The following is an 18,507-nucleotide window of genomic DNA, read 5'->3' on the forward strand; positions in this document are numbered from 1 at the left end:
CCTCGGCGGGTTTTTTTACATCTGCATGTATTCAATTCACCAACGGGATCCGACGATAAAGCTCAATCATATCGCCCGCCAGATCCTGAATGACCATGGCGTTCATCAGGTGATCCTGCGAGTGGACGGTGATCAGGTTAACCGGAAGCTTCCCGGTCCCCTCATCAAGACCGATAAGCTGCGTCTGTATAGTGTGCGCATGCTTCACATATTCACGCGACTCTTCCATCGCTTTTTCAGCTTCGTCAAAATCACCTTTACGCGCCATCTGCAACGCCGTCAGGGCTGCACTGCGCGCCGCGCCCGCGTTGACCAGCAGTTCCATAATCGTGGTTTCTAAGTCTTCCATTATGACTCCAGAAGTTTGAGCGCTTTTTCCAGTACGGCATCACCTTTCATCATGCCGTAATCCATCATGTCGATCACCGCGACCTTTTTACCCAACGGGTCGGCCTGCGCCTGGAGTTTAGCCTGCTCGTATTTAACCTGTGGCCCCAGCAATACGATGTCGGCCGTCGCGATGTTGTCTTTAAACTCCGCAACCGGAACGGCTTTAATGGTGACTTCAACTCCTTTTTTCTGCGCGGCGTCTTTCATACGTTGAACCAGCATGCTGGTTGACATTCCCGCTGCACAGCATAAAACGATGTTCTTCATAATCAGCCTCGATCTACATGTGTTTATTGATAATTATCCCGTGCAGACCGCTTCAACAACCGCTTTACCGCGATTGTGTGTCAGGCATCACAAAGAAACCGGTGATTTTCTGAAACCGGTTACAATTTTGCATTGTCAGGCACCCGGCCCGTGGAAACGGGCAGGGTGAAAGAGGCAGGATTAGCTGATGGACGTTCGGTTAATGCGGTTTTTGCCCTGCTGTTTGGCGCTGTAGAGGGCGTTATCAACGCTCCCGACAAATTGCTCCAGTGGTTCAAAATGCCACTCTCCAAGACCGCCGCTGAACGTAACCCGCAGGTTTTCTTCCCGCCAGACGCGCTTTTCAACGGCGGTACGCCACGCTTCCAGCAATGAGAGCGCGGAAGACATCTGCTCAGCCTGGAAGATTACCGCGAACTCTTCTCCACCATAACGGTAAATTGAGACGTGATGTGGCTGCATGATCTGAATCCCTTCGCGAGCCACGTTACGCAGAACAATATCACCGGTCAGGTGGCCCAGCGTGTCGTTAATTGACTTGAAGTTATCAATGTCTACCAGCGCCATCGCGAAAGGCTGTTGGGCATTCAGCAGCTCCGCGACATCGCTGTCGAACGCGCGGCGGTTTTTACAGCCCGTCAGCGCATCGTGAGTGGCCTGGCGAACATACGCCATTTCACGCTCTTTGTTGGACTGAATCGTGTGGCTCAGCATCGCTTCCAGGCGCGGCGCCTCGCTAACATCGCCAGTTTTGATGGCATTGATAATGTGCATCAGCACTGAACGCGAGGCGTGGCGGAGGTATAAGCCGAAGAGGATGATGATGATGGCGGCCAGCGCAAACCCCCAACCAACGATAGTTGTTTCGTGACGGGTAATATCGGTGAGCGTCTCGCCAGAGACCCGGTAGATGACAAACCAGTCCGGGTTGGTAAACGAGTAGTAGTAATACCAGGCGTTGCTTTTCTTGTCGTAAAGATGACCTTCGCCGCTGGTCATTTTGTCCATCAGCGCTTCGCTCACGTACTGTTTGAACAGCGCGCCGGTATCCGGATGCAGCACCACGGCGCCGTCGCGCTCGACGACGAAGAATTCCCCCTGAACGGGCGCCACCATCTGGCGCAGGGTGAAGCCCATAGACGTCAAATCGAGATGGAAAGCGAGCGTTCCCTTCAGTCTCCCTTCAGGCGAAATCAAAGGCTTATAGAGTGTTACCGTCGGATGGCCAGTGAAGTAGTCCATGTAGGGACGGGTATAGTGACTGAAGATACTCGCTTCCGCCTGAGCGACGAACCACGGGCGTGTCCGGGGATCGAAGGTTTTACTCGTCTCCGTGGGGAGCACCTCTGGTGCGCGAAGATAATGCCCCTGCGTGTCCGCCAGCGAGATGGAGGAGACGGTCGGCATCAGGTTCTGCAAATGCATCATCATCTGCAGCCCTTGCGTCGGGTTGACGTTGAGCGTCTCGTTTAGCCTGTCGTCGCGGGCAAAGTACATCGCGGAACGGCCCAGGATATAGTCGTTTTCACGCAGGATAGATTCGGTGTAGTTCACCGCTAGGTTATGCGTGAAGTTGCTATTGATCTTATGATAATCCTCAAGAAAATCCTTTCGTTGCGAAAGCGTTACCGCGATCGCGATCACCGCAAAACTGCAGAGGATCCCCGCAAAGCTGAGCATGATTGGCCGTGTAAAAGAGAGCTTTTTGCTGTGAAGTGCCATGAGCTGTACATCGTTCCTGATGGTGAATATTTTTCGTCTGCCGATATCCTCTCAGCATAGTCGCTGTCCTGCGGTTAGCGGTGAATTATACGGCGCACGATTTCTGACGAGATGATTTATCTTAAGAATCATTAAGAAAATACTTATTCATTTGCCGGGGGCAGTTTGTGAAATGAATCAGAGGCAGGGCGAAACGAGGAAGAAGCTTTTCGCCCCGGTCAGCATCCGTTGCTGACCTTGTGACAATAAAAAACCGGACGATCGATGACAATCATCCGGTTTTGCCTTTTCGTAGCGTCTCGACAAATTTCTATGATGTTGCTGTGCGTTTCAACGTCATTGCGAGGCTCTTCCCAGCCAGCTGTCCCAGTCTTTCCAGACAGGCTGAAGGCCCTGCGCCGTCAGGGCTGCGGCGACCGCTTCCGGACGTCGCCCGTCATGCGGCACAAACTGCTCCAGCTCCGGACGATCGTCGGCGTAGCCGCCAGGCTGCGTTTTGGAAAACGCGCTGACGTTGTTAATCGCAAGCGGGATAACGCGATCGCGAAACGCCGGGGACTCACGCGTTGAGAGCGATAATTCAACTTCCGGGGCGAGCAGGCGAAACGCGCAGATCGTCTGCACCAGCTGGCGTTCATCCATTAGCGAAGCCGGTTCGATCCCTCCCGCACAGGGGCGCAGGCGCGGGAAGGAGATGGAATAACGGCTCTGCCAGTAGTGCTGCTGGAGCCACAGCAAATGTTCCGCCACCATATAACAATCCACCCGCCAGCTGTCGGAGAGCCCGATCAGCGCACCCAGACCGATTTTGTCGATACCCGCGCGGCCGAGCCTGTCCGGCGTTTCCAGCCGGAAAAAGAAATCCTGTTTCTTACCCTTCAGGTGGTGCCGGGCGTACGTCGCCTCATGATATGTTTCCTGGTAGACCATGACCCCGTCCAGCCCGAGGTTTTTGAGCTCTGCGTACTCCTCCTGCGACAGGGGCTGCACTTCCATCTGCAACGACGCAAACTGACGACGAATGGCGGGAAGGTGCTGACGGAAATAGTCCATTCCCACTTTTCCCTGATGTTCGCCCGTGACCAGCAGAAGATGTTCAAAGCCCATTTCACGAATGGCCGCACACTCCCGGGAAATCTCATCTTCATCGAGCGTTTTACGCTTGATGCGGTTGCTCATGGAAAAACCGCAGTAGGTGCAGTCATTGGCGCACAGGTTGGAGAGATAGAGCGGCACGTAGAAGCTCACCGTGTTGCCAAAACGCTGGCGGGTGAGTCGCTGTGCTCGCTGGGCCATCGGTTCGAGGTACGCGCTCGCCGCGGGGGAGAGCAGGGCCATCAGATCCTCGCGGGTCAGATGGCGGGCATGCAGCGCGCGCTCCACGTCAGCCGCCGTTTTGCTGTTGATGCGCAGGGCAATGTCGTCCCAGTTAAGCTGCCGCCAGCGCTCGGTAAACGTGCTCATGAGATCGCCTCCAGAAAACCGGTCAGCGGGCTGGTGGCCTGCGCCTGGAAACTGCGCGAGCCGGGGCCGGCTCCCCTTGCCAGCAGGCCAGCCTCTACGGCCATGCGGAATGCACGCGCCATCATGACCGGGTCGTCGGCAACCGCGATGGCCGTGTTGACCAGCACCGCGTCGGCGCCCATCTCCAGCGCTTGCGCGGCATGGCTGGGCACGCCAATGCCCGCATCAACGACCACCGGCACGGTGGCCTGCTCGATGATGATCTCCAGCATCGCGCGGGTTTCCAGCCCCTGGTTGGAGCCAATGGGGGCCCCCAGCGGCATGACGGCAGCGCATCCGACCTCTTCGAGACGTTTGCACAGAACAGGGTCAGCGCCGCAGTAAGGCAGAACGGTAAACCCTTGCTGCACCAGCTTTTCAGCCGCTTTCAGCGTTTCAATCGGGTCGGGCAGCAGCCAGCGGGCATCCGGATGGATTTCCAGCTTTAGCCAGCGGGTGCCGAGCGCCTCGCGGGCCAGCTGCGCGGCAAAAATCGCCTCTTCGGCCGTTTTGGCGCCGGAGGTGTTGGGCAACAGCGTGACGCCTGCTTCCAGCAACGGAGCCAGAATGGCATCGCTGTGGTGGCGCAGATCCACGCGCTTGAGCGCCAGCGTCACCAGCTGGCTGCCGCTTTCGCGAATGGCATCCACCATCAGCTGCGGCGAGGCGAATTTTCCGGTTCCGGTAAACAGATGCGAATCAAAAACCTTATCGGCAATACGTAACATCTCAGCCCCCTGCGATAACCTGAAACAGCAGGATCTGGTCGCCTTCATTGACCTGCTGATGTTCCCACTGCTCGCGCGGCAGGATCTGTTGATTGAGCGCCAGCGCCGTTCCCGGCTTGAGCTGACGCAGCTTGTCGAGCAGTGCGGCAACGGTAAGCCCGTCGTCGCATCTCATCGGCTCATCGTTAAACAGAATGCGCATCGCGGTCTCCACATACCGGGCAGCGGCTGGCGCGGCGTAACGCCAGCTGGCGCCAGCTGCTGGAGCGGGCATCAAACAGCCGCAGCGTATTGCGTTCCGTCTCCATGCCGCTGAGCAGCTTGATGGCCTCCAGCGCCTGCATGGTGCCCATCACCCCGACCACCGGGCCAAGAATGCCCGCCGTACGGCAGTTGCGCGTCGGTTCGGCATCTTCCGGCCACAGGCAGCGATAGCAACCCTGCGACCACGGCGGGGTCAGGACCATCATTTGCCCGCCGAACCCCACCGCGCTGGCGGTGATAAGCGGCGTATTATTTGCCACGCAGGCGGCGTTAATCGCCTGGCGCGTCGCCATGTTGTCGGTACAGTCCAGCACCACGTCAGCAAGGGCGACTTCACGGCTGAGGTTGTCACCGCTGAGCCGTTCCTGCAGGGCAATCAGCGCGATATCCGGGTTGAGCTGGTTCAGGCGCTGCCGGGTGATTTGCGCTTTCGGCTGGTTGATATCCTCGGTGGTAAAGAGGATTTGTCGCTGCAGGTTGCTGAGGTGAACCTCGTCGTCGTCGGCCAGCACCAGCGTACCGATACCTGCGCCTGCCAGATAAAGCGCGGCGGGTGCGCCTAATCCGCCCAGACCGACAATCAGCACCCGGCTGGCGAGCAGCTTTTGCTGGCCGTCGATGGCGATATCCTCCAGCAGGATCTGACGGCTGTAGCGCATAAAGTCACGATCGTTCATCGCCTGCTCCTGCCAGCTGTAACAGCTGTTCGGTGGCGGACCGCCAGTCTGCGGCCTGGGTGATGGCACTGACGACGGCGATACTGCCGACGCCGGTCTCCAGCACCGCCGGGGCACGTTCAAGGCTGATTCCGCCGATGGCGACAGTGGGGTAATCGGCAAGGCGTTTAACGTGACTTGCCAGCTGCGTCAGACCCTGCGGAGCGGAGGGCATCTGCTTGGTTTGCGTCGGGAAGACGTGACCAAGCGCGATGTAAGAGGGACGGGCCGCCAGGGCCACGTCAATCTCCATGTCATCGTGCGTTGACACGCCCAGACGCAACCCGGCTTCACGGATTGCGCTCAGATCCGTTGTTTCCAAATCCTCCTGACCCAGATGCACGCCGTACGCCCGGTGCTTAACGGCCAGCCGCCAGTAGTCGTTGATAAACAGACGGGCGTTATACCGGCGCCCCAGCGCGATGGCGGCAACCACATCGGCTTCCACCTCGTCATCGCGTTTATCCTTGATGCGCAGCTGGATCGTTCGAACGCCTGTCTCCAGCAGGCGCTCTATCCACGCCACGCTGTCCACCACCAGATAGAGCCCTAAACGGTAGGGAACGGGTGGGAAATCGGGCTGGTACATTACGCCTCCTCTTTTTTGAGGTAGATTTCGCCGCCTTTGGCGCGGAAGGTTTCGGACATGTCCGCCATACCCACTTCAATGGTTTGCGTGGCGGCGTAGTCGCGCACCTCCTGGCTGATTTTCATCGAGCAGAACTTCGGCCCACACATGGAGCAGAAGTGCGCGACTTTGCCCGATTCCTGCGGCAGGGTTTCGTCGTGGTAGGCGCGGGCGGTGAACGGATCCAGCGCCAGGTTGAACTGGTCTTCCCAGCGGAATTCAAAGCGCGCCTTCGACATGGCGTTATCACGGATTTGCGCGCCCGGATGGCCTTTGGCCAGATCCGCCGCGTGGGCGGCAATCTTGTAGGTGATCAGCCCCTGCTTCACGTCCTCTTTGTTTGGCAGCCCGAGGTGCTCTTTCGGCGTCACGTAGCACAGCATGGCGCAGCCGAACCAGCCGATCATCGCCGCGCCAATGCCTGACGTGAAGTGGTCATAGCCCGGCGCGATGTCGGTGGTCAGTGGCCCCAGCGTGTAGAACGGCGCTTCGTGGCAGTGCTCCAGCTCCTCGGTCATGTTGCGGCGGATCATCTGCATCGGCACGTGTCCCGGGCCTTCAATCATCACCTGCACGTCATACTCCCAGGCGATTTTGGTCAGTTCGCCCAGCGTGTGCAGCTCGGCAAACTGCGCTTCGTCGTTGGCGTCACGGATGGAGCCCGGGCGCAGGCCGTCGCCCAGTGACAGAGAGACGTCATAGGCGGCGCAGATCTCGCAAATTTCGCGGAAGTGTTCATAGAGGAAGTTTTCCCGGTGATGGGAGAGGCACCACTTCGCCATGATGGAGCCGCCGCGCGAGACGATGCCGGTCAGACGCTTCGCGGTCATTGGCACGTAGCGCAGCAGCACGCCCGCGTGAATGGTGAAGTAGTCCACGCCCTGCTCCGCCTGCTCCAGCAGGGTGTCGCGGAACGCTTCCCAGGTGAGGTCTTCGGCAATGCCGTTGACCTTCTCCAGCGCCTGATAAATCGGGACGGTGCCAATCGGTACCGGGCTGTTACGCAGGATCCATTCGCGGGTTTCATGGATATAGCGGCCGGTGGAGAGATCCATTACCGTGTCCGCACCCCAGCGCGTGGACCAGACCAGCTTTTCCACCTCTTCTTCGATGGAGGAGGTGACGGCCGAGTTACCGATGTTAGCGTTGACCTTCACCAGGAAGTTGCGGCCGATAATCATCGGCTCGGACTCCGGGTGGTTAATGTTGGCGGGGATAATCGCGCGGCCGGCGGCCACTTCGTCACGCACAAACTCCGGCGTGATGTTCTCCGGCAGGCGAGCGCCAAAGCCTTCACCAGGATGCTGATAGCGCAGCACTTCGCTGCGGATACGCTCGCGACCCATGTTTTCACGGATGGCGATGAACTCCATCTCCGGCGTGACGATACCCTGGCGGGCGTAGTGCAGCTGGGTCACGCATTTACCTGCTTTAGCACGTTTTGGCGTCAGCAGGCCGGTAAAGCGCAGCTCGTCCAGACCGTCGTCGGCCAGGCGCTCTTTGGTGTACGCAGAGCTGAGCACGCTCAGCTCTTCGCAGTCGTTACGCGCGTCAATCCACGGCTGGCGCAGCTTTGCCAGCCCCTGCTGGACGTTGATGGCAACATCAGGATCGCCGTATGGGCCGGAGGTGTCATACACCGGCACGGCTTCGTTGTCTTCATACTGCGGATTCTCTTTGCTGCCGCCGATAAGCGTCGGGCTGAGGTGGATTTCGCGCATCGGAACGCGAATATCGTCCTGCGAGCCGGAAATGTAGATGCGTTTCGAGTTCGGGAAAGCGGTGCCTTCCAGGGTGTCGATGAAGTGTTGGGCCTGTGCGCGCTGTTCGCGGCGGGTCAGTTTTGCAGTAGACATAGCTCATTCCAAAAGTGAAGGACATGGCTTGTCAGACGACGGATGAAGCAAGAGAGGATCGCCCGGGGGGCGATACAACAGCAGTGTGACTCTTGTTCCCTTCGCAGGTATTAGCCTGATCAGGTTCCGCGGATCCCGAATTAACGGTCTCAGCCCGGCTTTCGCTCTGGGCACTCCGACAAGAAAAATCCCCCTCGTGAGAGGGGCGAATGGTTGTAAATTACTCGTTAACGATTAAGAACTCAAGCAGGGCGCGCGACGTTCTCTTCGTTACTGATGTTCAAATCATTGTCCAGGGCGAGAGAGATCAGCTTGTCTTCCAGCGTGAATCGCTCCTCCAGCGCTTCGCCGAGGTCGGATAGCGCCTGCTGGAACTCAAGATAGTTATCGTGATCGATGGCGTTCTCAAGCGTGGAATCGTAGTAATCCATGATCTGCTGGGTATTGGCTTCCAGCAGCGGATAGAGCTTGCTGGCCGCTAAATACGGCGTTGTCCCTTCCATTTCGCGGATAATGCGTTCATAAATATTGAAATGGCCGTCGGACAGATAGTCGACCAGGCCCTGACAAAAATCATCCAGCGCTTTTTCGTTCAGTCGCATAAACGATTCTTTGCCAGGCTTAATGCCGACCAGATTGTAATAAGCCACGAGTAGATGCTTGCGCACATGCAGCCAGCGATCCACCAGTTTGTTACTTCCTCTAACGCGCTCAGTCAGGCTTTCTAGCTGGTTTAACATGGTCGACTCCGCAAAGTGTAGGATTGAATCTGCTCATCCAGAATGTAACCACAATGCTAACAACATGTCAGTGAAGCGAAGGTAGTGCAATAGATATGGATCGTATTATTGAAAAATCAGATCTGGGTTGGTGGATCGTCAGCCACGAACAAAAATTATGGTTGCCCGGTGGAGAACTGCCCTACGGTGCGGCGGAAACGTTCGATCTCGTGGGCCAGCCTGCGCTAGAGATCGGCGAGTGGCAGGGTGAGCCCGTGTGGTTGATCCAGCAAGCGCGTCGTCAGGATATGGGATCCGTTCGCCAGGTGTTGGATCTGGACGTAGGCCTGTTCCAGCTGGCGGGGCGGGGCGTGCAGCTGGCGGAGTTTTACCGCTCGCACAAATACTGCGGCTATTGCGGCCATACCATGCACTCGAGTAAAACCGAGTGGGCGATGCTCTGCAGCCACTGCCGCGAACGTTATTACCCACAAATTGCGCCGTGCATTATCGTCGCTATCCGTCGGGATGACTCTATTTTGCTTGCACAGCATACCCGCCATCGCAACGGCATTCATACCGTGCTGGCCGGGTTCGTCGAGGTGGGCGAAACGCTGGAGCAGGCAGTGGCGCGCGAGGTGATGGAAGAGAGCGGGATCAAAGTGAAGAACTTGCGCTACGTCACCTCCCAGCCGTGGCCGTTCCCGCAGTCGCTGATGACGGCCTTTATGGCCGACTATGACAGCGGCGAGATCGTTATCGATCAGAAAGAGCTGCTGGACGCGAACTGGTATCGCTACGACGATTTACCCCTGTTACCTCCGCCGGGCACCGTGGCGCGTCGGCTGATAGAAGATACCGTGGCGATGTGTCGGGCCGAGTATGAGTAGTGTTACACTGAGGCCATGACGCTTAAGGAACTGCAAAAATGACCGAACTGAAGAACGATCGTTATCTGCGTGCGCTGCTGCGCCAGCCCGTTGATGTCACCCCGGTGTGGATGATGCGCCAGGCGGGACGCTATCTGCCAGAGTACAAAGCCACGCGCGCGCAGGCGGGCGATTTTATGTCGCTTTGCAAAAACGCCGAGCTGGCCTGTGAAGTGACGCTCCAGCCGCTGCGCCGCTTCCCGCTGGATGCGGCGATCCTCTTCTCGGATATTCTGACCATTCCGGATGCGATGGGCCTTGGCCTGTACTTCGAAACCGGTGAAGGTCCGCGTTTCACCTCTCCGATCAAAAGCAAAGCCGACGTGGACAAGCTGCCGATCCCCGATCCGGAAGGCGAACTGGGCTACGTGATGAACGCCGTGCGCACCATTCGCCGCGAGCTGAAAGGTGAAGTGCCGCTGATTGGCTTCTCAGGCAGCCCGTGGACGCTGGCGACCTATATGGTGGAAGGGGGCAGCAGCAAAGCCTTCACCATGATTAAAAAGATGATGTACGCCGAGCCGCTGGCCCTGCATGCGCTGCTCGACAAGCTGGCGAAGAGCGTTACGCTCTATCTGAACGCGCAGATTAAGGCGGGCGCGCAGTCGGTGATGATTTTCGATACCTGGGGCGGCGTGCTGACCGGGCGCGATTATCAGCAGTTCTCCCTGTATTACATGCATAAAATCGTTGATGGCCTGCTGCGTGAAAACGAAGGTCGCCGCGTGCCGGTGACGCTGTTCACCAAAGGTGGCGGCCAGTGGCTGGAAGCGATGGCGGCAACCGGCTGCGACGCGCTGGGTCTCGACTGGACCACCGATATTGCCGATGCGCGTCGTCGCGTGGGCGACAAAGTAGCGCTGCAGGGCAATATGGACCCGTCCATGCTTTATGCGCCGCCAGCCCGCATTGAAGAAGAAGTGTCGACTATACTGTCTGGTTTCGGCCAGGGGGAAGGCCACGTCTTTAACCTCGGCCACGGCATTCATCAGGATGTGCCGCCAGAACACGCAGGCGTATTTGTGGAGGCGGTGCATCGGCTTTCTGCCCAGTATCACAAGTAAGGAGTCGTTATGGATCTCGCGTCGCTACGCGCTCAACAAATCGAACTGGCCTCATCGGTGATCCGCGAGGATCGTCTGGATAAGGACCCTCCGCAGTACATTGGCGGAGCAGACGTCGGATTCGAGCAGGGTGGGGACGTGACGCGAGCGGCGATGGTGGTACTGAAATACCCTTCGCTTGAGCTGGTGGAGTACAAGGTCGCGCGTATCGCGACCACCATGCCGTACATTCCGGGCTTTCTCTCCTTCCGCGAATATCCCGCGCTGCTGGCAGCGTGGGAGCAGCTTTCGCAAAAACCTGACCTGCTGTTTGTCGATGGGCACGGGATCTCACACCCGCGTCGTTTAGGCGTTGCCAGTCATTTTGGGCTGCTGGTGGATGTGCCGACCATTGGCGTCGCCAAGAAACGCCTGTGCGGCGCGTTTGAACCTCTTTCATCCGAGCCGGGTGCGCTGGCGCCGCTCATCCATAAAGGCGAGCAGCTGGCGTGGGTCTGGCGCAGCAAGGCACGCTGTAACCCGCTCTTTATCGCTACCGGGCACCGTGTGAGCATGGACAGCGCCCTCGCGTGGGTGCAGCGCTGCATGAAGGGCTACCGCTTGCCGGAGCCGACGCGCTGGGCAGACGCCGTGGCGTCTTCACGTCCGGCTTTTGTTCGTTGGCAGGAAATTCAGCGATGATTCAGGTAAACTGCGCCTAATTTTCGATTCGAGAGATCATCATGCTACAAAACCCAATTCACCTGCGCCTTGAAAAGCTGGAAAGCTGGCAGCACGTCACCTTTATGGCTTGCCTGTGCGAGCGCATGTATCCCAACTATGCCGCGTTCTGCAAGCAGACGGGTTTTGGTGATGGCCATATCTACCGCCGCATTCTGGATCTGATCTGGGAAACGCTGACGGTGAAAGACGCGAAGGTGAATTTCGACTCTCAGCTCGAAAAGCTGGAAGAGGCGATTCCGGTGGCGGATGATTTTGACCTGTACGGCGTCTACCCGGCAATTGATGCCTGCGTGGCGTTAAGCGAACTGCTGCACTCCCGACTGAGCGGTGAAACGCTGGAGCACGCTATTGAAGTCAGTAAGGCATCTATTACGACCGTCGCGATGCTGGAAATGACCCAGGAAGGTCGGGAAATGACCGACGAAGAGCTGCGTGCGAACCCGGCGGTTGAGCAAGAATGGGACATTCAGTGGGAAATTTTCCGCCTGTTAGCAGAGTGTGAAGAACGCGATATTGAGCTGATAAAAGGGCTGCGCGCGGACTTACGAGAGGCTGGCGAGAGCAATATTGGTATAATTTTTAACCAATGAGACAATAAATCTTGAGATAACGCCCGTTTTGTCGCTCCTCGACTCTTCCCTTTCGCCCCTTGTCTGGTCTACATTTGGGGGGCGAAAAAAAGTGGCTATCGGTGCGTGTATGCAGGAGAGTGCTTTTTTGGCATTTTCGTCGCACTCGATGCTTAGCAAGCGATAAACACATTGAAAGGATAACTTATGAACAAGACTCAACTGATTGATGTAATTGCGGACAAGGCTGATCTGTCTAAAGTGCAGGCTAAAGCTGCTCTGGAATCTACCCTGGCTGCTATTACTGAGTCTCTGAAAGAAGGTGATGCTGTACAACTGGTTGGTTTCGGTACCTTCAAAGTGAACCACCGCGCTGAGCGTACTGGCCGCAACCCGCAGACCGGTAAAGAAATCAAAATCGCCGCAGCTAACGTGCCGGCATTTGTTTCTGGTAAAGCACTGAAAGACGCTGTTAAGTAAGACGCGTGGCAGTGAACAGTTTTAGCGAAGGGGCGGTAACGCCCCTTTTGTCTTTCTGGCGTGGAACGCTCGCGCTGGCAGGCATGCTGCTGCTGTCAGCCTGTAGCCACGACACCTCCCTGCCGCCGTTTACCGCCAGCGGTTACGCGGACAACCAGGGCGCGGTTAGGGTCTGGCGCAAAGATTCCGGCGGCGAAGTTCATCTGCTTTCTGCCTTCAGCCCGTGGCATAACGGCAATACGTCGACTGCGGAATATCGCTGGCAGGGAGATGACCTGTCGCTGATTGAACTGAACGTCTACAGCAAAACCCCCGAACATGTGAAAGTGCGTTTTGACGACCATGGCGAGCTGAGCTTTATGCAGCGCGAAGTCAGCGGTCAAAAACAGCAGCTTTCCAGCGATCAAATCGCCCTCTACCGTTATCGTGCCGAACAAATCCGCCAGACCAGCGATGCGCTTCGTCTGGGACGCGTTGTGCTGCGCCAGGGGCGCTGGCATGCCGATGGGTCGGTGACAACCTGCGAAGGGCAGACGGTCAAGCCTGAGCTCGAATCCTGGGCAACCGAACACATTCAACGCCGTCAGCGTCATTCATCAATGGAAGTGAGCGTGGCGTGGCTTGAGGCGCCGGAAGGCTCTCAGCTGCTGCTGGTGGCGAACGAAGACTTCTGCACCTGGCAGCCGACAGAGAAGAGTTTCTGAGGTAAATCCCCTCTCCCTTGAGGGAGAGGGTCAGGGTGAGGGGGAACAGACGGTTCCGTTACTCCCCCTGCTCGCGTGCAATCGCGCGATAGCCGATATCCTGACGGCTAAAGCTACCGTTCCAGTGAATATCTGCCATCAGCGCATAGGCGCGCTTCTGCGCTTCTGCCACGGTATGGCCCAGCGCGGTTGCACACAGCACGCGGCCGCCGTTGGTGAGGACGCGATCGTCGCCAGCCAGCTTCGTACCGGCGTGGAACACCTTCGCACCTTCAATCTCTTCCAGCGGCAGGCCGTGGATTTCATCACCGGTGCTGTAGTTGCCCGGATAACCACCCGCAGCAATCACCACGCCGAGAGACGCACGCTCGTCCCACTCGGAGGTTTTCTCGTCCAGCTTGCCATCGCAGGCTGCCAGGCACAGATCCACCAGATCGGATTTCATGCGCAGCATGATTGGCTGCGTTTCCGGATCGCCAAAACGGCAGTTGAATTCGATGACCTTAGGGTTACCCTGCTTGTCGATCATCAGACCTGCGTAAAGGAAACCGGTGTAGGTATTACCTTCTGCCGCCATTCCCTTCACGGTAGGCCAGATGATGCGATCCATGGTGCGCTGGTGAACTTCGTCAGTCACTACCGGAGCGGGGGAGTAAGCCCCCATTCCACCGGTATTCGGGCCGGTATCGCCATTGCCCACACGCTTGTGGTCCTGGCTGGTGGCCATCGGCAGAACGTGCTCACCGTCGACCATCACGATGAAGCTTGCTTCTTCACCGTCGAGGAACTCTTCGATCACGATGCGGTGGCCCGCATCACCGAAAGCATTGCCCGCCAGCATATCCTGAACTGCGGCTTCGGCTTCGTCGAGCGTCATCGCGACGATCACGCCTTTACCGGCGGCCAGACCGTCGGCCTTGATAACAATCGGCGCGCCCTTCTCACGTAAGTAGGCCAGAGCAGGCTCCACTTCAGTGAAATTCTGATATTCCGCCGTCGGGATGTTATGACGCGCGAGGAAATCTTTGGTGAAGGCTTTGGAGCCTTCCAGCTGCGCGGCGCCTTCCGTTGGGCCGAAAATTTTCAGGCCCGCTGCGCGGAACGCATCCACCACGCCAATCACCAGCGGCGCTTCCGGGCCGACGATGGTCAGGTCGATTTTCTCGCTCTGGACAAAACTCAGCAGCGCCGGAATGTCGGTCACGCCGATAGCCACGTTCTGCAGCGCGGGTTCCAGTGCGGTACCGGCGTTGCCCGGTGCCACGAAGACCGTTGTCACCAGCGGAGACTGCGCCGCTTTCCACGCCAGCGCGTGCTCGCGTCCGCCGTTACCAATCACTAATACTTTCATTTTCAGCTCCGGGAATTAATGGCGGAAGTGGCGCATGTCGGTGAAGATCATCGCGATGCCGTGTTCGTCGGCAGCGGCAATCACTTCGTCGTCGCGGATTGAACCGCCTGGCTGGATCACGCAGGTGATGCCCACAGCGGCTGCGGCGTCGATACCGTCACGGAACGGGAAGAAGGCGTCAGAGGCCATGGCGGAGCCTTTGACTTCCAGACCTTCGTCACCTGCTTTAATACCCGCGATTTTCGCAGAGTAAACGCGGCTCATCTGGCCTGCGCCTATCCCGATAGTCATGTTCTCTTTCGCATAGACGATGGCGTTGGATTTTACGAACTTCGCCACTTTCCAGCAGAACAGCGCGTCACGCAGTTCCTGTTCGGTCGGCTGGCGTTTGGTCACCACGCGCAGGTCGGCTTTTGTCACCATGCCCAGATCGCGGTCCTGAACCAGCAGGCCGCCGTTTACGCGTTTGAAGTCCAGGCCCGGCACGCGTTCTGCCCACTGGCCGCAAATCAGTACGCGCACGTTCTGTTTTGCCGCGGTGATTTTCAGCGCTTCTTCGGAGGCCGATGGCGCGATAATCACTTCGACAAACTGGCGGGAGATAATGGCCTGTGCGGTTTCAGCATCCAGTTCGCGGTTGAAGGCGATAATGCCGCCGAACGCGGAGGTCGGGTCGGTTTTGTAGGCGCGATCGTAGGCATCCAGAATAGAGGTGCTTACCGCCACGCCGCATGGGTTGGCGTGCTTGACGATAACGCAGGCCGGCTCGCTGAACTCTTTCACGCATTCCAGCGCCGCGTCGGTGTCGGCAATGTTGTTATAGGAGAGCGCTTTGCCCTGAACCTGCTGAGCGGTCGCAACAGAGGCTTCTTTTACCTCTTCTTCTATATAGAAGGCAGCCTGCTGGTGGCTGTTCTCACCGTAACGCATATCTTGTTTCTTAATGAAGTTCAGATTCAGGGTACGCGGGAAGCGGCCAGAAGGATCTTTGCTTTCACCGTGGTAAGCCGGCACCAGGCTACCGAAGTAGTTGGCGATCATGCTGTCATACGCTGCGGTGTGCTCGAAAGCTTTAATGGCGAGGTCGAAACGGGTATCCAGAGTCAGCGACCCTTCGTTGGCATCCATCTCATTAATAATGGTCTCGTAATCGCTGCTCTTCACCACGATAGCCACATCTTTATGGTTCTTGGCTGCTGAGCGCACCATGGTTGGGCCGCCAATATCAATATTCTCTACGGCATCTTCCAGAGAGCAGCCTTCGCGGGCAACGGTCTGGGCAAACGGGTAGAGGTTAACGACAACCATATCGATCGGCGCGATGTCGTGCTGTTCCATAATGGCGTCGTCCTGGCCGCGACGGCCAAGAATACCGCCGTGGACTTTCGGATGCAGGGTTTTGACGCGTCCATCCATCATTTCCGGGAAACCGGTGTAATCGGACACTTCGGTTACCGGCAGACCTTTATCTGCTAACAGGCGAGCGGTACCGCCTGTAGAAAGCAGTTCTACACCGCGTGCAGAAAGTGCCTGAGCGAATTCGACGATACCGGCTTTATCAGAAACACTGAGCAGAGCGCGGCGGACTGGACGACGTTGTTGCATGGTAAATCCCCTGGATTTCACGATTACAGAGAGCGTTAGATGAATTTTCCTGCGAAAAACTCATCTAACACACCTGACGAGGCATCCTTGTTAAGCGCGAGCATTTTAACGAAAACGTTTGCGCAACGCTCGTACATTTTCACTTTTTCGCATCACTGTGGATAACTTTGTGCATAAAAGGGTATAAGGCGGGGTTTTGCTGGGGAATGCAGCAGTCAGTCATTTTTTTGCAACTTTTCGGTTGCGGTCGTTCGCGAACTCCCTATAATGCGCCTCCATCGACACGGCGGATGTGAATCACTTCACAAACAGCCCGGTCGGTTGAAGAGAAAAAATCCTGCAATAACGGGTTGACTCTGAAAGAGGAAAGCGTAATATACGCCACCTCGCAACGGTGAGCGAAAGCCGCGTTGCACTGCTCTTTAACAATTTATCAGACAATCTGTGTGGGCACTCAAAGTGACATGGATTCTTAATGTCTTCGGACAATAAATGAATACCAAGTCTCTGAGTGAACATGCGTAATTCATTACGAAGTTTAATTCACGAGCATCAAACTTAAATTGAAGAGTTTGATCATGGCTCAGATTGAACGCTGGCGGCAGGCCTAACACATGCAAGTCGAGCGGCAGCGGAAAGTAGCTTGCTACTTTGCCGGCGAGCGGCGGACGGGTGAGTAATGTCTGGGAAACTGCCTGATGGAGGGGGATAACTACTGGAAACGGTAGCTAATACCGCATAACGTCGCAAGACCAAAGAGGGGGACCTTCGGGCCTCTTGCCATCAGATGTGCCCAGATGGGATTAGCTAGTAGGTGGGGTAACGGCTCACCTAGGCGACGATCCCTAGCTGGTCTGAGAGGATGACCAGCCACACTGGAACTGAGACACGGTCCAGACTCCTACGGGAGGCAGCAGTGGGGAATATTGCACAATGGGCGCAAGCCTGATGCAGCCATGCCGCGTGTATGAAGAAGGCCTTCGGGTTGTAAAGTACTTTCAGCGGGGAGGAAGGCGTTGAGGTTAATAACCTCAGCGATTGACGTTACCCGCAGAAGAAGCACCGGCTAACTCCGTGCCAGCAGCCGCGGTAATACGGAGGGTGCAAGCGTTAATCGGAATTACTGGGCGTAAAGCGCACGCAGGCGGTCTGTCAAGTCGGATGTGAAATCCCCGGGCTCAACCTGGGAACTGCATTCGAAACTGGCAGGCTAGAGTCTTGTAGAGGGGGGTAGAATTCCAGGTGTAGCGGTGAAATGCGTAGAGATCTGGAGGAATACCGGTGGCGAAGGCGGCCCCCTGGACAAAGACTGACGCTCAGGTGCGAAAGCGTGGGGAGCAAACAGGATTAGATACCCTGGTAGTCCACGCCGTAAACGATGTCGACTTGGAGGTTGTGCCCTTGAGGCGTGGCTTCCGGAGCTAACGCGTTAAGTCGACCGCCTGGGGAGTACGGCCGCAAGGTTAAAACTCAAATGAATTGACGGGGGCCCGCACAAGCGGTGGAGCATGTGGTTTAATTCGATGCAACGCGAAGAACCTTACCTACTCTTGACATCCAGAGAACTTTCCAGAGATGGATTGGTGCCTTCGGGAACTCTGAGACAGGTGCTGCATGGCTGTCGTCAGCTCGTGTTGTGAAATGTTGGGTTAAGTCCCGCAACGAGCGCAACCCTTATCCTTTGTTGCCAGCGGTCCGGCCGGGAACTCAAAGGAGACTGCCAGTGATAAACTGGAGGAAGGTGGGGATGACGTCAAGTCATCATGGCCCTTACGAGTAGGGCTACACACGTGCTACAATGGCGCATACAAAGAGAAGCGACCTCGCGAGAGCAAGCGGACCTCATAAAGTGCGTCGTAGTCCGGATTGGAGTCTGCAACTCGACTCCATGAAGTCGGAATCGCTAGTAATCGTAGATCAGAATGCTACGGTGAATACGTTCCCGGGCCTTGTACACACCGCCCGTCACACCATGGGAGTGGGTTGCAAAAGAAGTAGGTAGCTTAACCTTCGGGAGGGCGCTTACCACTTTGTGATTCATGACTGGGGTGAAGTCGTAACAAGGTAACCGTAGGGGAACCTGCGGTTGGATCACCTCCTTACCTTAAAGAACCTGCCTTTGTAGTGCTCACACAGATTGTCTGATGAAAAGTAAATAGCAAGGCGTCTTGCGATTGAGACTTCAGTGTCCCCTTCGTCTAGAGGCCCAGGACACCGCCCTTTCACGGCGGTAACAGGGGTTCGAATCCCCTAGGGGACGCCACTTGCTGGTTCGTGAGTGAAAGTCAC

Annotated in this window: 18 protein-coding genes, 1 tRNA gene, 1 rRNA gene and 1 riboswitch; of the genes, 8 read left to right on the forward strand and 12 right to left on the reverse strand. The window is 56.9% G+C overall.

The window, feature by feature from the left end; genetic code table 11:
- Positions 1 to 31 precede the first annotated feature (31 nt).
- The 10 genes from AB3N39_RS01000 to rsd form a co-directional block, all read right to left on the reverse strand.
- The gene (locus tag AB3N39_RS01000) at positions 32 to 349 is read right to left on the reverse strand and encodes a PTS lactose/cellobiose transporter subunit IIA (RefSeq protein ID WP_003862327.1); all 318 of its coding nucleotides are present in this window, start codon (positions 347 to 349) and stop codon (positions 32 to 34) included.
- Entirely contained in the window at positions 349 to 657 is a 309-nt protein-coding gene (locus AB3N39_RS01005; protein ID WP_010425948.1) for a PTS sugar transporter subunit IIB, read from the reverse strand. Before AB3N39_RS01005 ends, AB3N39_RS01000 begins: the two co-directional genes overlap by 1 nt.
- Positions 658 to 837: 180 nt before the next feature.
- Complete coding sequence (locus AB3N39_RS01010; protein WP_115877033.1) at positions 838 to 2,379, reverse strand: sensor domain-containing diguanylate cyclase; 1,542 nt, start codon at positions 2,377 to 2,379, stop codon at positions 838 to 840.
- A 336-nt stretch (positions 2,380 to 2,715) separates the two neighbouring features.
- The gene (gene thiH / locus AB3N39_RS01015; protein ID WP_111966107.1) at positions 2,716 to 3,843 is read right to left on the reverse strand and encodes a 2-iminoacetate synthase ThiH; all 1,128 of its coding nucleotides are present in this window, start codon (positions 3,841 to 3,843) and stop codon (positions 2,716 to 2,718) included.
- The gene (gene thiG, locus AB3N39_RS01020; RefSeq protein ID WP_111966108.1) at positions 3,840 to 4,610 is read right to left on the reverse strand and encodes a thiazole synthase; all 771 of its coding nucleotides are present in this window, start codon (positions 4,608 to 4,610) and stop codon (positions 3,840 to 3,842) included. The genes thiH and thiG overlap by 4 nt, the downstream gene beginning before the upstream one ends.
- Before the next feature lies 1 nt (position 4,611).
- Positions 4,612 to 4,812 (reverse strand): sulfur carrier protein ThiS, encoded by a 201-nt coding sequence (thiS, locus tag AB3N39_RS01025; protein WP_032644502.1) that lies wholly within the window; start codon positions 4,810 to 4,812, stop codon positions 4,612 to 4,614.
- Positions 4,796 to 5,551, reverse strand: coding sequence for a thiazole biosynthesis adenylyltransferase ThiF (gene thiF, locus AB3N39_RS01030; RefSeq protein ID WP_143344506.1), 756 nt, complete (start codon positions 5,549 to 5,551; stop codon positions 4,796 to 4,798). The genes thiS and thiF overlap by 17 nt, the downstream gene beginning before the upstream one ends.
- The gene (gene thiE, locus AB3N39_RS01035) at positions 5,538 to 6,179 is read right to left on the reverse strand and encodes a thiamine phosphate synthase (RefSeq protein ID WP_143344507.1); all 642 of its coding nucleotides are present in this window, start codon (positions 6,177 to 6,179) and stop codon (positions 5,538 to 5,540) included. Before thiE ends, thiF begins: the two co-directional genes overlap by 14 nt.
- Positions 6,179 to 8,074: a phosphomethylpyrimidine synthase ThiC gene (thiC, locus tag AB3N39_RS01040; protein WP_143344508.1), complete on the reverse strand. Its 1,896-nt coding sequence runs from the start codon at positions 8,072 to 8,074 to the stop codon at positions 6,179 to 6,181. Before thiC ends, thiE begins: the two co-directional genes overlap by 1 nt.
- Positions 8,075 to 8,153: 79 nt before the next feature.
- Positions 8,154 to 8,262, reverse strand: a riboswitch (TPP riboswitch).
- A 54-nt stretch (positions 8,263 to 8,316) separates the two neighbouring features.
- Entirely contained in the window at positions 8,317 to 8,814 is a 498-nt protein-coding gene (gene rsd / locus AB3N39_RS01045) for a sigma D regulator (RefSeq protein ID WP_143344509.1), read from the reverse strand.
- A gap of 95 nt (positions 8,815 to 8,909) precedes the next feature.
- Here rsd and nudC point away from each other — a divergent pair, with 95 nt between their 5' ends.
- From nudC to AB3N39_RS01075, 6 genes are all read left to right on the forward strand, one after another.
- Entirely contained in the window at positions 8,910 to 9,683 is a 774-nt protein-coding gene (nudC, locus tag AB3N39_RS01050; protein ID WP_367897009.1) for an NAD(+) diphosphatase, read from the forward strand.
- 38 nt (positions 9,684 to 9,721) lie between these two features.
- A complete protein-coding gene (hemE, locus tag AB3N39_RS01055; RefSeq protein WP_029742041.1) occupies positions 9,722 to 10,786 on the forward strand; it encodes a uroporphyrinogen decarboxylase in 1,065 nt (354 codons plus the stop codon).
- A gap of 9 nt (positions 10,787 to 10,795) precedes the next feature.
- Positions 10,796 to 11,467 (forward strand): deoxyribonuclease V, encoded by a 672-nt coding sequence (gene nfi, locus AB3N39_RS01060; RefSeq protein ID WP_025910411.1) that lies wholly within the window; start codon positions 10,796 to 10,798, stop codon positions 11,465 to 11,467.
- A 41-nt stretch (positions 11,468 to 11,508) separates the two neighbouring features.
- A complete protein-coding gene (locus AB3N39_RS01065; protein ID WP_008503468.1) occupies positions 11,509 to 12,099 on the forward strand; it encodes a YjaG family protein in 591 nt (196 codons plus the stop codon).
- Positions 12,100 to 12,285: 186 nt separating this feature from the next.
- Positions 12,286 to 12,558, forward strand: a complete 273-nt coding sequence (hupA, locus tag AB3N39_RS01070) for a nucleoid-associated protein HU-alpha (RefSeq protein ID WP_002445246.1) — start codon at positions 12,286 to 12,288, stop codon at positions 12,556 to 12,558.
- A gap of 11 nt (positions 12,559 to 12,569) precedes the next feature.
- Positions 12,570 to 13,262: a DUF1481 domain-containing protein gene (locus AB3N39_RS01075; protein ID WP_115877041.1), complete on the forward strand. Its 693-nt coding sequence runs from the start codon at positions 12,570 to 12,572 to the stop codon at positions 13,260 to 13,262.
- A gap of 58 nt (positions 13,263 to 13,320) precedes the next feature.
- Here AB3N39_RS01075 and purD read toward each other — a convergent pair whose 3' ends face one another.
- Together purD and purH are read right to left on the reverse strand one after the other, a co-directional pair.
- Positions 13,321 to 14,613, reverse strand: a complete 1,293-nt coding sequence (purD, locus tag AB3N39_RS01080) for a phosphoribosylamine--glycine ligase (RefSeq protein ID WP_325848763.1) — start codon at positions 14,611 to 14,613, stop codon at positions 13,321 to 13,323.
- 15 nt (positions 14,614 to 14,628) lie between these two features.
- Complete coding sequence (purH, locus tag AB3N39_RS01085) at positions 14,629 to 16,218, reverse strand: bifunctional phosphoribosylaminoimidazolecarboxamide formyltransferase/IMP cyclohydrolase (protein WP_127729212.1); 1,590 nt, start codon at positions 16,216 to 16,218, stop codon at positions 14,629 to 14,631.
- A 560-nt stretch (positions 16,219 to 16,778) separates the two neighbouring features.
- Between purH and AB3N39_RS01090 the strand changes: the two genes are divergently transcribed.
- Positions 16,779 to 18,320 (forward strand): 16S ribosomal RNA (locus AB3N39_RS01090).
- Between the two features lie 85 nt (positions 18,321 to 18,405).
- Positions 18,406 to 18,481 (forward strand) — tRNA-Glu (locus AB3N39_RS01095).
- Positions 18,482 to 18,507: the final 26 nt, after the last annotated feature.

The organism is Enterobacter vonholyi (genome assembly GCF_040834095.1).
GTDB classification, from domain to species: domain Bacteria; phylum Pseudomonadota; class Gammaproteobacteria; order Enterobacterales; family Enterobacteriaceae; genus Enterobacter; species Enterobacter vonholyi.